The following is a 13,841-nucleotide window of genomic DNA, read 5'->3' as shown; positions in this document are numbered from 1 at the left end:
TGCCCCGGCGGCGCGCGCCACGCGGCGCGGGCGCGAGCGCGGCGACCCTCCACCCGGGTCGACTCTCCTCGCCTGGCCAGGCTCGGGCGCCACGCACCCTCGCTGCGGGAGGACGCCTTCGGTGGAGGGCTCACCTGCGGTAGGAGGCTCGTCCGCGGCGGGTGACCGTGGACCGGCAACGGTCACGGGGACCATCCTGCCGCTGGCCGCGGCCGGTGGGCGTGCGAGCCGCACTACACGGGCGGCCGTGTTGTCGCCGTACGGGCCCCGTCGGCCGGCGGCGCAGGACGTACGGCAGGTCATCGAGGCGGCGCAGATAGGTGAGGTTGGCGGCGCCGCCGGCGAGCAGGCTCACCGACAGCTCCCGGTATGGCGATTCCACGTCGGCCAGGAACGCGCGCAACGCCGCCTCGTCGACGAGGGGGAGGGGGTCCGCAGATAAGTCGGGCGGCGCAGGTAATCCGGGCGGTACGGGTGAGTCGGGCACGGCGGGTCAGCCTTCCCGGATCGCCGGGGACGCGGTGTCCTGCCAGCGGGCGGTCAGGTCCGCCACTGTCGTCACCGTCGCCAGCAGTCCGAACGAATGGCGCAGGACGGCGGCGGGATAGTCGGCCGGGGTTCCGGCCACGGCATCGCGCGGTACCACGACCCCGAATCCCTCCTGGACGGCCTCGCCCGCCGCGAGCAACAGGGCGACGTTGACCGAGACGCCCGTGAGCACGATCGTGCGCACGCCCCGGCCGCGCAGGACCGGCAGCAGTTCGGTCCGCCAGGTCGGGGACAGCCCGTGGCGGCGGGGAATGATCAGGTCCGCCGGCGACAGCAGTCCGGGCAGGACCTCGGTGTCGGGATGGCCGGCCGACCAGCCGGCGGTCGGCCCGGCGATCGCCCGCCACAGCGGGGCGCTGCCGGGTTCAAGTGCGTCAGCCGTCCCGTGGAACGTCGCGTGGACCACCGTCGCGCCGGCGGCGCGGGCGGCCGGCAGGAGGCGGCGCAGCCCGTCGACGAGCGCACCCGAAACCGTGTTCAGCGCGGGGAGAATCGAATCGCCGCCGATCACACCGCGCTGGCACTCGACGCAGACCACGGCGGTCGCCGTTGGCTCGATCCCGGTCCTCGGCCATGGTGTCCGGCTCATCGAGGACATCCGGCCTGTGTCTGTGCTCATCGCACCCCCACGGACGTCCAGCCCCTCGGGATGCGACCGACGCGCCCGAACCTTGGCGTAAATCGCTTACCAGATCAGTCCTATCACCTGCTCGGAGCCCGCGTACGCACTTGCCCGCTGCACGGGTCAGGCCGGCGCGTGCGCGTCTGCTCGGCGGACCAGCGTGATCACTGGGACCTGGCGACCTGTCGGCTAACGGATGGTGCGCCCCCACTCGGGTGCGCACCATCCGTCTGCCGGTCTGCCGGTCTGCCGGTCTGCCGGTCTGCCTGTCAGGTCAGGTCAGGCTACGAGGTTGACGACGAGGGTCTGCCCGGTCAACGGTCGATGCAGGGTGAAGGGCGTGTTCCGGTAGGTCCTGGTGCCCGCGATATCGCATCGCACCTCGGCAACCGCGGCGCTGGGAAGCTGCGGGTTGCTGAAGAACAGCGAGAACTGTCCGCCGGAACCCACGGACGTGCCGTGCGCCTCCCCGCCGCCGGTGATCTTCAGTGATTCGGCGGAGCCGGGGGGCTTGCACCTGACGGTTCCGGTCACCGTCAGCGGATTGTTGATCGTACCGGCACTGGCTGGTGTCAACGGGATTATGGCCAGTGATGCTCCGGTCCCGGCAATCAGGAAAAGAGCCTTGACCTTTGACAGTCCGCGCATGGCACACCTCCGACGCCATCGAAATACATGCCGGCGTGATGGTCGGTATACCCGGCCGTCGAACAACTCACACGCCGCCACCACCCGGCCGGGCCCGCTGGCATTCTCCGCGCGGATACCGCGGTCGATGTCGAGGTATTCCGGGTCAGACCGGTAAACCTGTGGGTGGCTGTGAACCTGATTTCCGCCCCGTGCACCGGGGCGGTGGGCCATGGACGCCGCCGACCGGGAGATCGCCCCGATGCGGTTCCGCTCCGCGTCGTCCGGCTGGCGCATCTCGGTCGATGCGGGCGCTGCCGACTGCTTCCACGGGCTGCCGGGTACAACCCCGTTACAACCCGCCGGGATGGGGCCGCCCGGCGCCGCGCCACCCGCGACCAGAAGCCAGCCAGGAGACATCGGAACCAGTCAGGCCCGGGGGCGCGGGCGGGGTTCTGATGGCGCGGTCAGGGTTCTGATGGCGCGGGAGGGGTTCTGACGGCGAGGAGGGATACAGTGCCGCTGTCCAGCCAGGAGACACTCGACGGGATGGTCGCCGCGCGCTTTCACGAACGCATGTACGTCGACCTGCGGCCGACGCTGACACCCGAACTCATTGCGGAGCATGAGCGCCAGCCGTTCGGCCAGCACAGCGACGCGCTCCGCCGGGTCCTCACCTATCTTGGATCGTTCGCCATTCCGGGAAAGCTGATCGTCGAGTACGGCGGCGACGAGCGGTGGTACGTATCCCGATTCACCACCGCCCCGGCGGGTCTGCGCACCGAACGGGTCACCGGCCCCTATGCTACCGAGGGCGAGGCGGTACACGCGGTTTTCCTGCGCCGGCTCCGGCAGGTCTTCGGTGTCGTCTCATGAGCGGCGAAGGGATGGCGGATTCCTTCCCGATCTGGGTTCTCGGCTACTGTGACGACATCATCGTCCGCCCCGGTCAGGAACTGACCTTCCGGGTCAGCGGACAGGGCGCCGAGACCTTTCGAGCAGACCTCGTCCGGCTGCGTCACGGCGACACCACTCCAGGCGGTCCGGGATTCCGCGAAACGGAGCTGGACTCCGAGGTGAACGGCGTGTACCCGCTCGTGGACCAGCCGCCGCAGGTCGGGTCGTACGGCCGGCTTCCCGGCGCCCGCGACATCCTGCGCTCACCGGACGGTTCGCTGACCCTGTTCGCCTTCGTCCAGCCCACCGCCGACGGGGCCCGGCAGCCGGTGCTGTCCGCCTGGGACGCCGCCGCATCGACGGGCGTCGCGCTGGTACTGACCGAGGGGCTGCGGCCCGCTGTCGTCGTCGGCGCGGGCCGCGATGCCCGCTGCCTCACCGCGCCCGCCGGCCTGCGGGTCGCCACCTGGTACGCCCTGGCGGCGAGCTGGGACGGCGCGACCGGCGTTGCCACCGTGACCGCGGTTCCGGTGGCGAACCGGTACAACAGCCGGTTCGGCACGCTGGTGGCCAACGACGTGGTGCAGGTTTCCGGCGCGCTGGGCGGCCCGCCGGAGATCCCGGCGGTCGACCTGCTCCTCGGCGCCCTGGACACGACCGACGGGGCCGTCGTGCGGGGGGCGTACAACGGCAAGATCGCGCTTCCGGCGGTCTACCGGCGGGCCCTGACCGGCGACGAGGTGCGCCGGCTGGCCACCAGCGGCAACGCGCCGACGGTGACCGACGGGCTCACCGCCTGGTGGGATCTGTCCGCCCGGATCGACAGCACCGAGATCCGCCCCGGCGGTGGCCCCGACGGCGGCACCCGGGTCACCGGCAGGCTGGTGAACATGCCCACCCGGGCCGTGACCGCCCATAACTGGGACGGCTCCTCCTACGACTGGACGGCGCACCCCGAGTTGTACGGCGCGGTACATCTCCACGTCGACGACGTCGACGACACCGGTTGGGCGGCGACCTGCACCCTGCCGGTGGGCGCCGACCTGCCCTCGGGGGTGTACGCCCTGCGGCTGCGAGCGGGCGGTTTCGAGGACCACGTGCCGTTCCTGGTCGGCCCGGCCCCGGGGCACGAGAAGGCGATCGCCCTGCTGCTGCCCACCGCCAGCTACCAGGCCTACGCCAACGAGCACCTGTCCAGTGGGTCACCCCTCGGGCAGGCCGTCGGCGGCCACACGCCCCTGGTACAGCCGTTGGACGTGTTCCAGCTCGAACACGGCGCGTTCGGACGATCCACCTACGACCTGCATGCCGACGGCAGCGGCGTCGCCTACACCTCGCGGCGCCGGCCGATCCTGAACATGCGCCCGCGGTACCGGTTCACACACATGGGGACGTGGCAGTTCCCCGCGGATCTCTATCTCGTCAACTGGCTCACCGACAAGGGATACGACTTCGACGTCATCTGCGACGAGGACGTCCACCGGTGCGGCGTGGCGGCGATGCGGCCGTATCGGGTGGTCATGACCGGCACCCATCCCGAGTACACCTCCGAGCCGATGCTCGACGCGTACGAGGACTACCTCGGCGGCGGCGGGCGCGTGATGTACATGGGCGGCAACGGGTTCTACTGGGTCACGTCCTTCCACCCCGAGAAACCCTGGGTGATGGAGGTCCGCAAGGGCGAGGCCGGCTCCCGGGCCTGGCAGGCCGCGCCCGGGGAGACCCTGCACTCCACCACCGGTGAGAAGGGCGGGCTGTGGCGCAACCGCGGCCGCGCACCGCAGAAGGTGTTCGGCGTCGGGTTCACGGCGGAGGGGTTCACCGGGTCCTCGTACTACCGGCGGATGCCGGACAGTGCCGAGGCAGCGGTGTCCTGGGTCTTCTCCGGGGTGGGCGAGGAGGAGCTGATCGGCGACTTCGGGCTGGAGCGCGGCGGCGCGGCCGGCCAGGAACTGGACCGTGCCGACGTCCGCCTGGGCACCCCGCCGGGCACGTACCTGCTCGCATCCTCGGAGTACCACGACGACTCCTACCTGCTGGTGGTGGAGGAGATCGGGTTCATGTACCCGGGGCTCGGCGGCAGTGAGCACCGGGATGTCCGGGCGGACATGACCCTGGTCGAGACCGAGTCCGGCGGTGCTGTCTTTTCGACCTCTTCGATCGCCTGGGCGGGAAGCCTCTCGCACAACGACTGTGACAACAACGTCTCGCGGATCACCGCCAACGTTCTCGATCGTTTCCTGAAGCAGGGTTCCAGCCACCCGGTCGACCGACATCGGCTAGGTGGTCGCCTGTCGGCCTGACCGGGAGTCCGGATCGGGAGTCCGGATCGGTGCCGCCGTGCTGCTCAGCGGGTGACCATGAGCTGGCGGACGCCGTAGTTGGTGCCGGTGAAGTCCATCGGGACCTCGGCCAGCGGGGTGGCGAGGCGCAGATCGGGAAATCGCCGGAACAGCGCCGGCAGGACGGTCCTCAGCTCGGCGCGGGCGACGTTCTGGCCGAGGCAGGCGTGGACGCCGTAACCGAAGCCCAGGTGACGGACCATGGCGCGGTCGAGGTCGAGGGCGTCGGGGTCGGCGAACACGCGGGGATCGCGGTTGGCGGCGTTCATGGCAACCACGACCAGCTCACCCCTGCCGATGTGGGCGCCGCCGAGCTCCAGGTCCGCCACGGCGACCCGGCCGAGGCCGAACTGGACGATGGTCAGGTAGCGCATGAGTTCCTCGATCGCGGTCCCGATCCGCTCGGGGTGCTCGATCAGGTCCCGACGCTGCTCGGTGTGGGTGAGCAGGGTGAGTGTGGACAGGCCCATCATCGCGGCCGTCGTGTCGTGCCCGGCGAACAGCAGGAGCACGCCGAGGCCGACGAGCTGGCGCTCGGTGAGGATCGACCCCTCGGCGTCCGCCTTGCCGATCAGTTCGGCGAGGATGCCCTCGGTGTCGCCGGTGCGGCGCTTGTCCGCGACCAGCGCGGTGACGTAGTCGACCAGCCAGCGGGCCCCGCGGTCGCGCTCGGCGCGGCTGACGCCCATGTCCATCATCGTCTCGGTGGCGTGGTGGAAGCCGTCGCGGTCGGCGTAGGGGACGCCGAGCAGTTCGCAGATCACCAGGCACGGGATGGGCAGTGACATGGCCTGGACGAAGTCGAAGGTCTCGGGTCCGGCGGCGATGGCGTCGAGATGCTCGGCGACGATCCGGTCCAGGTAGGGCTGAAGCCTGGTCTGCACGGCCTTGGGGGTGAAGTGGGCGGTGAGCAACCGCCGGTAGGCGCCGTGGTCGGGCTCGTCCATCATCACGAAACCCGCGTCGAACGGCGCGTCGTCGCCGGTCTCGGCCCGCTCACCCTCGGGGCCGTCGTGGCGGGTGCGCCTCGCACTCAGGCGGGGATCGCTGAAGACCTGGCTGCCCTCCTCGAAGCGGGTGACCAGCCAGCCGGTGGAGCCGTTGGGGAAGCGGGCCCTGACGACGGGCTGGTTCTCGCGCAGCTCGGTGTACGACGCGGGCGGGTCGAGGGGGTGGACGGGGTCGCGGGCGACGGGCTGGTCGATGAGGTGCTGTGTCGTCATCACTGCTCCTTCGTGTTGTTGGCCTTGGCGGCGCCGTTGGCCTCGGCGGCAGGGCGGGCTTCGGCGGCACCGTTGGCCTTGGCGGTGGTGTGGGTCTCGATGGCGGCGGTGACGCCGGCGTGGGTGGCGGTGGCCTTGCACCAGCCGGTGTAGGCGGCCAGGTGCAGGACGGCCTCGCGGAGCTGGTCGGGCGTGAGCTCGTCGTTGACCAGCCCGCCGGTGGCGATGATCTGGACGAGCTCGGGGCGGCCGACGGTCGCCGCGACGCCCAGGGTGAGCAGCCGGCGGTCGCGCACGGACAGGCCGGGTCGGGCCCAGACCTGGGCGAACAGGTAGTCCACCGTCTGGTCGGTGAAGGGGTCGCGCGCGTCCTGCATGCCGGCGCTGAACCCGGGGCCGTAGACGCGGTCCATGATCTCCAGGCCGTACCGGTGCAGGCCGTCGCCGGAGACGGCGGCGTCCCGGTCACCCCGGTCACCCCGGTCGTGCTGGTCGATCTGGTTGTGCTGGTCGAGGGTCTGGTCGGCGTGGGTCCGGGCCGCCTCGACGAGGGGAACGTCGACGTTCAGGGTGGCCGCGAGGTCGTGGGCGGCGTCGAGATCCTTGGTCATCAGTGGCTGGATCTTCCGCCCGGCCGCCTCGGGCAGCGTGTCGCCGCCGTCGCGCAGCCGCAGGAGGGCGAGCAGGGTATGACCCTCGGGGTCGGCGGTGTCGATGACCTCGGCGAGCCGGGCGGGGTTCACGCCCGCGGCGTGCGCGAGGGCCGTCGCCTCGAACACGGCGCGCCAGCTTCCGTAGGTGACGACATTGCGGGCGATCTTCGTGGCCATCCCGGCGCCGAGCGGGCCGCAGTGCACGACCCGCCTCGCCCAGTCGTCCAACACGGGCCGCGCGGCCTCCACGCAGGCCTCCTCCCCGCCGACGATGGCGACCAGGCCGTGGTCGGCCGCCCGGTCACCGGGGGTCACTCCGCAGTCCAGGAAGCCCACGTCGTGCCCGGCGCACAACGCCGCGAGCTCGTGGACGACCGGTAGCGCGACGGTGGACAGCAGGACGATCGTCAGCCCCGGGTGTGCGCCCGCCAGCAGCCCGTTCTCCCCGCCGATGACGTCGCGTGCCTGGTCGGCGGTGACGACGGCGACCATCACGACGTCGCTGCTCCTCGCCACCTCCGCGGGCGAGCCCAGCGGGTCGCCGACACCGGGCAGGCCCGCCGACGCGTTCGGCCGGACGTCATGGACCGCGGGAACCCGGCCGCGCCGAGCCATGCTGACGGCGACCCCGCCACCGATCATCCCCAGGCCCACCACCCCGGCCCGCAGTGTCTTCGTCTCCGCCATCACGCCTCCCTTCCACTGACCTGATCCGCGCTGGGCGCCTGGCGTGCGCCGGGAATCGGGGCGGGGTCGGCCGTGCGCGGCCATGGGGCCCGCTCGGCGACCAGTGGGCGGTACCTGCGCGTGGCCCGGGGCATGTTGACGCCGGCCGCGGCGCGGACTCGGCCGTCGCGGCCGAACAGCGCCGTCAGCCGGCGCTCGGCGAGGCTGCCCTCGACGATGTGTACCTGGTCGCAGCCCCGGGGCCGGCCATAGATCTGGATCTTCAAGTCGTACTGGTCGGACCAGACGTAGGGGACCGGATCGAAGGGGGTTGCGTGTTCCGGCCCGGCGAGGATGTTGTGGGCGACGGCCAGGCCCTGCTCGGCGGCGTTCGCGCGATGCTCGATGCGGATGCGCTCACCGGTGCGCGGGTGCGGCCACGAGGCGACGTCGCCCGCCGCCCACACGCCCGCACCGGCGTGGAGGGTGGCGTCGCACTCCACCCCGTCCCCGACCGGGACGCCGCTCGCCGCGAGCCAGCCGGTGTTGGGACGGGCGCCGATGCCCACCAGTACGGCGTCGGCCTCGACGGCACGGCCGTCGGCCAGCCGCACCCCGCTGGCCCGGCCATCCTTGGTCAGGACGGCGTCGACCGGAGCACCGGCGACGATCCGCACCCCGTGCTCGGCGTGGACCTGGGCGAGCATGGTGCCCAGGTCGGGGCCGAGCGCGTCGGCCAGCGGCACCGCCGCATCGGTCACCATGGTGACCTCGGTGCCGGCCTCGCGGGCCACGGCGGCCGCCTCGGCGCCGACGAAACCGGCGCCGACGATCACCAGCCGGCGTCCGGGCCGCAGCTCTTCGCGCAGCTCGAGCGCGTCCTCCAGCGTCCGCAGGACGTGCACGCCGGCGACGCCGTCGGTGCCCGGCAGCCGACGGGCGGCGGCCCCGGTGGCCACGACGAGGGCGTCGTAGCCGACCCGACTGCCGTCGGCCAGGGCAACCTCGCGCGCCCCGGTGTCCAGGGCGACGGCCGCGGCGCCCAGCCGCAGGTCGAGCCCGAGCGCGTCGAGCGCCTCGGCGCTGCGCAACCGCAGGCGGTCGGCCTCCCACGCGCCGGACAGCAGCTGCTTGGACAGCGGGGGCCGGTCGTAGGGAAGGTGGGGTTCGTCGCCGATGAGTGTCAGCCGGCCGGTGTAGCCGTCGCGCCGCAGCGCCTCCGCGACGCTCACACCGGCGGCCGAGGCGCCGACGACAGTGACCCGCGACGGGGCCGCGGCGCTCACCCCTGCACCTCGATCTCGTGCAGGCCGATCTCGTGCAGGTCGGTCCCGTGCAGGTCGGTCCCGTGCAGGCCGGCCTCGTGCACCTCGATGGCGGCGGCCGGGCAGACCGCCGCGGCCTTCCGCACGTTGTCGTGCTGGTCGGCCGGCGGGGCGGCGTCGAGCAGGATCACGATGCCGTCGTCGTCGCGCTGGTCGAAGACGTCCGGGGCGGCGAGCACGCACTGGCCCGCGCCGCAGCACTTGTCGACATCAACGGAAACCTTCATGGAAAACCTCCGGGCAAGCCCCTTCCGTGGGGCTTCGCCGACCGGGGGACTGGCAGATTTCGTGGTCTCGGTCACCTGTCGACCCCGGTCACCTAACTAAGTTAAGTCGGACTGTACTCACGACTCCCGGGGTAGGCAAACCGTGCCGAATTAACTGCGACATCTACCGTTCAATCGGACACCGACCGTTCTGTGCCGTGGCCTGTCGATGTCGTCTTGGGATTCGCCGCTGGAAATTCTGACCTATTCATGTGTGCCAAGAATGCCGGCCGATGAATCTCCGTCGCCGGGCCGGTCCGCACTTCCGGCCAGGATGGCCCTGAGGTGGCGCGAGGCGGCGGTTTCCGGGGGAGCGGACCGGAAGGGCGGCAAGGCGCCCGGCGTGTTCGCGACGAGAGAGTCGAGCAGGCCATCGGCCAGTTGCAACGTCAGGCTCTCCGTCGACTCGTCGGGGAAGAGGCTGTGATGGAGCGTCACCATGCCGTGCAGCCCCGCCCACAGGGTCTGCGCCGCCTGCTCGACCGGCAGGGACAGGGCATACCCGGCCTCCTGGCAGTGCCGGAAACCGGCGCGGAAACTGGCCGAGACGCCGTGGGCCGGATGTTCGCTGATTCTCGCGACCTCGACCGTCGGCTGCGGCACCTCGAACATGAGCCGGTAGTGTCCGGGGTTGCTCAGCGCGAAGCGGCAGTAGGCATGCGTCTGCGCCCGCAGCGGCTCGCGGGGATCAGCGCCGTCACTGGCCGCGTCCGCCCGCATCATGCTGGCGACCAGGTCGTCATATTTGTCGGACAACGCCGCCCAGACCAACCCCGCCTTGTCGGGGAAATGCAGGTAAATGCTCGGCGCCGCGACACCGACCTCCTTGGCGACCGCGCGCATCGTCAGTTTCTCGGCACTGCCCCACTCCACCAGCAGGCGGTTGACCGCGGCCAGGATCTCCCGACGAAGCTTCTCCCCCTGCCCCCGCAGGCTGCGCGCCCGGCCCGAGCCGTCTGGCCCGCCGCTCGGGGACCGCGCGGTTGCCATCGGGCTCCACCTCCATTCAAAGCGTACGCCGGGCCGATCCGCGCTCCCGGACTGTGTGCAGGTGGCAGGTGGCAGGTGGTAGATGGGCAGCCGACCGTCGGCGTCTACGTTCTGCCGCTGGGCGCGAAACCTAAGGGAACGGGTAGTGCAAGATGCGGATATGACGGAAACAGGGTCGCCAGACGGTCCCACGAGCACCTTCGACGCACAGAGTCTGTTCGATGAGGATTATCTCTACTTCTACGCCACCCGCCTCGCGGATCCTCGCAGCGACGCCCAGACGCAGCTCATCTGGGAACTGCTGGAACTCGAGCCCGGCATGGCCGTACTGGACCTTGCCTGCGGGCACGGCCGGATCGCCAACCGTTTGGCGGCTCGTGGCTGCCGCCTGACCGGCCTGGATACTACGTCTCTGTTCCTCGAACATGCCCGACGCGACGCCGCCGAGCGAGGTGTCGACGTGGACTACGTCGAGGGGGACGTCCGTGCACTTCCTTGGATGGAGCATTTCGACCGGATCATCAGCTGGTCCACCTCGTTCGGCTACTTCGATGACACCGCCAACAGGCAGGTCCTCGCCCACATTGCCCGCGCCCTCAAGCCTGGCGGACGGGTCGTTCTGGACCTCAACAATCGCGACTGGTTGGTGCGCGAGTTCCAGTCCGCACTCGTCGTCGAGCGGGACGGCAGCATGCTCATCGACCGCAACCGGCTGGAACCCCTGACCGGCAGAATCATCACGGAGCGAACCGTGATTCGTGGCGGCAAGACCCGTCGCATACTATTCTTCGTTCGGCTGTTCACCTTTACCGAACTACGTGACTGGCTGCTGGCCGCCGGGTTCGTCAGGGTGGATGGCTGCGGACAGGGCGGCGAGCCGTTGTCCTCGGCGAGCCCACGCCTCATTGTGGTCGCGTATCGCTGATCCCCGACGGTTCTGACCGGCGCCGGTCTTCCCATCCGAGCGGAAAGCACGGTCGATGGTGGTCGGGAGGTGACTGGCGGGCGCGACGTGACCTGCCCGGCCGGCGGGCTACGAGGCGATGGCGGCGGCACGGCAGGCGAAGGCGTCCCGGGTAAGGCTGGCGAGCATGAAGTCGGCGACGTCGGCGTAGGAGACCGTCGAGGTGATCGTCAGGCGCAGGTCGGTGCCCGTGCGGTAGTCCCCGGTGCGCGGGCCGCCGGTGAGCAGGGCCGGTCGCACGATGGTCCAGGTGGTTGCGCTCGCCCTGATGAGCTCCTCCATTCCCTCCTTGTCGCGCATCAGGGATCTGATGGCAACCCGGGCGATGGCGACGTAGAGGTTGCGGTGGCGGCTGTCGGCCACGCCGTAGCCGCTGACGGCGATCAGCCGCCGCACGCCATGGTCCTGCATCGCAGCCAGGATGGTGCGCATCCCGTCGGTGCAGACCGTGCTGCCCCATCTGCGCTGGCCCAGCGCGCTGAGCACGGCGTCGCTGCCGGCGACGACCTGCTTCACGATGTCCGCGTCGCGGACGTCTCCGGCCACCGGCCGCAGGCGTTCGTGGGCGGCGAGACCGCCGGTGTCGCGGGCGAGCGCGGTGACCGTGTGGCCCTGCGCCAGCGCCTGGTCGAGTATGTGGCGCCCGGTATGTCCGGTACCGCCGAAGACCGCCAGATGCATGCCCGATCCCTTCGTTCGACGAGGAAAGTTTGAGACTCCAAGTATCAGACATAATGCTTGGAGTGGTCAAGTTTCGGATTCTCCAAGTTCTGGATGCTCCAGGTAGTGTCGGTGGGTGGGCGACGCCGACGGGTATTCCGACGACTCGCTGATCCACGCCGTGGTCAAGCAGGTCGTCACCCTCGCGGCCGTGACCGGCGACCTTGCCGCTGACCTGGTGAAGGAACTCGATCTCACCGAGGCGCTCGCCGGCGCGTTGTGGCGGCTCGACCCCGACGGGCCGCCGCCCTCCATGCGCGCGCTGGCGGCGACGCTGAACTGCGACCCGTCCACCGTGACGTTCCTGACGGACCGGCTGGAACAGCGCGGCCTGATCCAGCGGCGACCGGCACCGACCGACCGCCGACAGAAGATCATCAGCCTGACTCGCCGGGGCGTCGAGGTGCGTGCACGCCTCGTGCAGGCCTTCACCGCGGGCTCCCCGCTCGCCCGCCTCTCCCCGGACGACCAGCAACACCTCTACGCGCTGCTCGCGAAGGCGGGGGCCGACCCGAACCAGTTCACCTGCCGGGCGGCCGCCTCGGCTGCCCCCCGCGAGCCCTGACCCGATGCGGCTGCCCGCGGAGGTGGCCGGGGGTCGATGTAGCAGGGGAAGCCGATGTAGCAGGGGAAGCCGAGGAAGCAGGGGAAGCCGAGGAAGCAGGGGAAGCCGAGGAAGCAGGGGAAGCCGATGTAGCAGGGGAAGCCGAGGAAGCAGGGGGAGGAGGAGCCGACGGTGGAGCAGGTGTGCAGCGAGTGCGACTTCGACGCGTCCGCGGTCGGGGTCGGGCAGGTCGCCGTCGCTCTCGGCCCGGTCGCCGAGCGGATCGTCGAGCATCTGCGGGCCCTGCCAGGGGACGTCGTGCGCCACCGCCCGGGTCCAGGCATCTGGTCGCCGATCGAGTACCTCGGGCATCTGCGCGAGTCGATGGCCTTCCATCGTTGGCTGATCGAACGGGCCGCCGCCGAGCAGACCCCGGTGATCCCGACCGTCGACCCCGACGCGTCCGTGGCCGCGGCGGACTACCACAACGGCGACCTGGCCGATCTCCTCGGCCAGTTCGAACGCCGGGTCGCCCGCCTGCGCGAGACGATGACCCAGCTCGACGAGGACCTGGCACGCCGGACGGTCGACGTCGACGGGCGGGTCGTCAGTGTCGCTCTGGTAGCCCGCAGCGCGCTGCACGAATGCCACCACCATGACGGTGACATCGTCAGGGCCGGTCAGGGCTGACGCGCCAGCCCTGACCGGCACGTGTCAGCGGGAAGAACCGAGACGTATGCCGGTCACGCTGCCCCACGAGTACCAGGCGAGGGAGAAGGCGGCCCTGCGGTCCGGCGGGACGGGGAAGTCGCCCCAGCTCACGTGGGTGCAGGGAAACGTTATGCACTGCGTTTTGCCGAGGTTCTGAGAGCAGAAATCGGCGATGAGCGGCACCCGCGTACCGTCGGCCAGGACAAGACTCGCGGCATTGCTCGAAGGCACGCTCGGGCACGAGAGCGCGGACTGCTTCGCCAGCTTCTGGTAGCGAATGAGTGCCCGCATCGTGCCGTTGTTTCCAACGCTTATGGACGTCAGGGTCACCCGCCAGGAACCGTCACTGACGAAGTCTCGATTGATGGCGTACGTTCCCGGGACGGGTGGCTCCGGGCCCGAATCCGTGGTCGGCGTGGGAGTGCTGGCCGGCGCTGTTCCCTGGCTCGGCGAACCGGCGGGGCGAGCGGCCGAGCCGGCACCGGTGTCGGGGTCGTCTTTTCCCGCGCGGTGCAGCCGCGGAAGCAGCAGCGCGAGGAGAACGGCGACACCGACGGGAACAGCCAGCCAGGGCACCAGACGACGGCCCACGGCGGGACCGGGTTTCCGCTGCGCCGGCGGGTGTGCGATGCCGCCGGGTGGGTGTGCCCTACCGCCGGGTGGGTGTGTGATGCCACCCGGTGGGTGCGCGAGGCTGCCCGGCGGGTGGGCGAAGCCGCCCGGCGGGGCGGCCGGTGGCAGC

The 13,841-nt window shown here is 70.9% G+C and carries 13 protein-coding genes and 2 pseudogenes; 5 read left to right on the top strand and 10 right to left on the bottom strand.

What is annotated here, in order from left to right; all coding sequences use genetic code 11:
* Positions 1 to 130: 130 nt before the first annotated feature.
* The 3 genes from ND748_RS13650 to ND748_RS13640 form a co-directional block, all read right to left on the bottom strand.
* Complete coding sequence (locus tag ND748_RS13650; RefSeq protein WP_251746177.1) at positions 131 to 487, bottom strand: hypothetical protein; 357 nt, start codon at positions 485 to 487, stop codon at positions 131 to 133.
* A gap of 6 nt (positions 488 to 493) precedes the next feature.
* Positions 494 to 1,168 (bottom strand): cysteine hydrolase, encoded by a 675-nt coding sequence (locus ND748_RS13645; RefSeq protein ID WP_251746176.1) that lies wholly within the window; start codon positions 1,166 to 1,168, stop codon positions 494 to 496.
* Positions 1,169 to 1,450: 282 nt separating this feature from the next.
* Complete coding sequence (locus ND748_RS13640; protein WP_251746175.1) at positions 1,451 to 2,095, bottom strand: hypothetical protein; 645 nt, start codon at positions 2,093 to 2,095, stop codon at positions 1,451 to 1,453.
* Positions 2,096 to 2,314: 219 nt separating this feature from the next.
* Between ND748_RS13640 and ND748_RS13635 the strand changes: the two genes are divergently transcribed.
* Positions 2,315 to 2,674, top strand: a complete 360-nt coding sequence (locus ND748_RS13635) for a hypothetical protein (RefSeq protein ID WP_251746174.1) — start codon at positions 2,315 to 2,317, stop codon at positions 2,672 to 2,674.
* Complete coding sequence (locus ND748_RS13630) at positions 2,671 to 4,998, top strand: LamG domain-containing protein (protein ID WP_251746173.1); 2,328 nt, start codon at positions 2,671 to 2,673, stop codon at positions 4,996 to 4,998. Before ND748_RS13635 ends, ND748_RS13630 begins: the two co-directional genes overlap by 4 nt.
* 44 nt (positions 4,999 to 5,042) lie before the next feature.
* Here the strand turns inward: ND748_RS13630 and ND748_RS13625 are convergent, their stop codons facing one another.
* The 5 genes and pseudogenes from ND748_RS13625 to ND748_RS13605 all read right to left on the bottom strand — a co-directional run bounded on the left by ND748_RS13625 (position 5,043) and on the right by ND748_RS13605 (position 10,160).
* The gene (locus tag ND748_RS13625) at positions 5,043 to 6,260 is read right to left on the bottom strand and encodes a cytochrome P450 (RefSeq protein ID WP_251746172.1); all 1,218 of its coding nucleotides are present in this window, start codon (positions 6,258 to 6,260) and stop codon (positions 5,043 to 5,045) included.
* Positions 6,260 to 7,600 carry an NAD(P)-binding domain-containing protein gene (locus ND748_RS13620; protein WP_285902063.1) on the bottom strand — a complete coding sequence of 447 codons (1,341 nt, stop codon included), beginning with the start codon at positions 7,598 to 7,600 and terminating at the stop codon, positions 6,260 to 6,262. The genes ND748_RS13625 and ND748_RS13620 overlap by 1 nt, the downstream gene beginning before the upstream one ends.
* The gene (locus tag ND748_RS13615; protein ID WP_251746171.1) at positions 7,600 to 8,865 is read right to left on the bottom strand and encodes an FAD-dependent oxidoreductase; all 1,266 of its coding nucleotides are present in this window, start codon (positions 8,863 to 8,865) and stop codon (positions 7,600 to 7,602) included. The genes ND748_RS13620 and ND748_RS13615 overlap by 1 nt, the downstream gene beginning before the upstream one ends.
* A gap of 74 nt (positions 8,866 to 8,939) precedes the next feature.
* Positions 8,940 to 9,131: pseudogene (locus tag ND748_RS13610) on the bottom strand (ferredoxin); the annotation flags it as partial.
* 243 nt (positions 9,132 to 9,374) lie between these two features.
* Positions 9,375 to 10,160: a TetR/AcrR family transcriptional regulator gene (locus ND748_RS13605; protein ID WP_251746169.1), complete on the bottom strand. Its 786-nt coding sequence runs from the start codon at positions 10,158 to 10,160 to the stop codon at positions 9,375 to 9,377.
* 160 nt (positions 10,161 to 10,320) lie between these two features.
* Here ND748_RS13605 and ND748_RS13600 point away from each other — a divergent pair, with 160 nt between their 5' ends.
* A complete protein-coding gene (locus ND748_RS13600; RefSeq protein WP_251746168.1) occupies positions 10,321 to 11,085 on the top strand; it encodes a class I SAM-dependent methyltransferase in 765 nt (254 codons plus the stop codon).
* Between the two features lie 108 nt (positions 11,086 to 11,193).
* Here the strand turns inward: ND748_RS13600 and ND748_RS13595 are convergent, their stop codons facing one another.
* Complete coding sequence (locus tag ND748_RS13595) at positions 11,194 to 11,805, bottom strand: NAD(P)-dependent oxidoreductase (protein ID WP_251746167.1); 612 nt, start codon at positions 11,803 to 11,805, stop codon at positions 11,194 to 11,196.
* Positions 11,806 to 11,920: 115 nt separating this feature from the next.
* Here ND748_RS13595 and ND748_RS13590 point away from each other — a divergent pair, with 115 nt between their 5' ends.
* Both ND748_RS13590 and ND748_RS13585 read left to right on the top strand, forming a co-directional pair.
* Positions 11,921 to 12,409 carry a MarR family transcriptional regulator gene (locus tag ND748_RS13590; protein WP_251746166.1) on the top strand — a complete coding sequence of 163 codons (489 nt, stop codon included), beginning with the start codon at positions 11,921 to 11,923 and terminating at the stop codon, positions 12,407 to 12,409.
* A gap of 171 nt (positions 12,410 to 12,580) precedes the next feature.
* Entirely contained in the window at positions 12,581 to 13,078 is a 498-nt protein-coding gene (locus tag ND748_RS13585) for a DinB family protein (RefSeq protein ID WP_251746165.1), read from the top strand.
* A gap of 24 nt (positions 13,079 to 13,102) precedes the next feature.
* Here the strand turns inward: ND748_RS13585 and ND748_RS13580 are convergent.
* Positions 13,103 to 13,841 (bottom strand): annotated as a pseudogene (locus ND748_RS13580) (hypothetical protein); the annotation flags it as partial.

The sequence above is a fragment of the Frankia sp. AiPs1 genome (assembly GCF_023716945.1).
Lineage (GTDB): Bacteria > Actinomycetota > Actinomycetes > Frankiales > Frankiaceae > Frankia.
The sequence above is the reverse complement of the archived record's forward strand: the minus strand, read 5'-3'. Positions and strand labels throughout refer to the sequence as shown.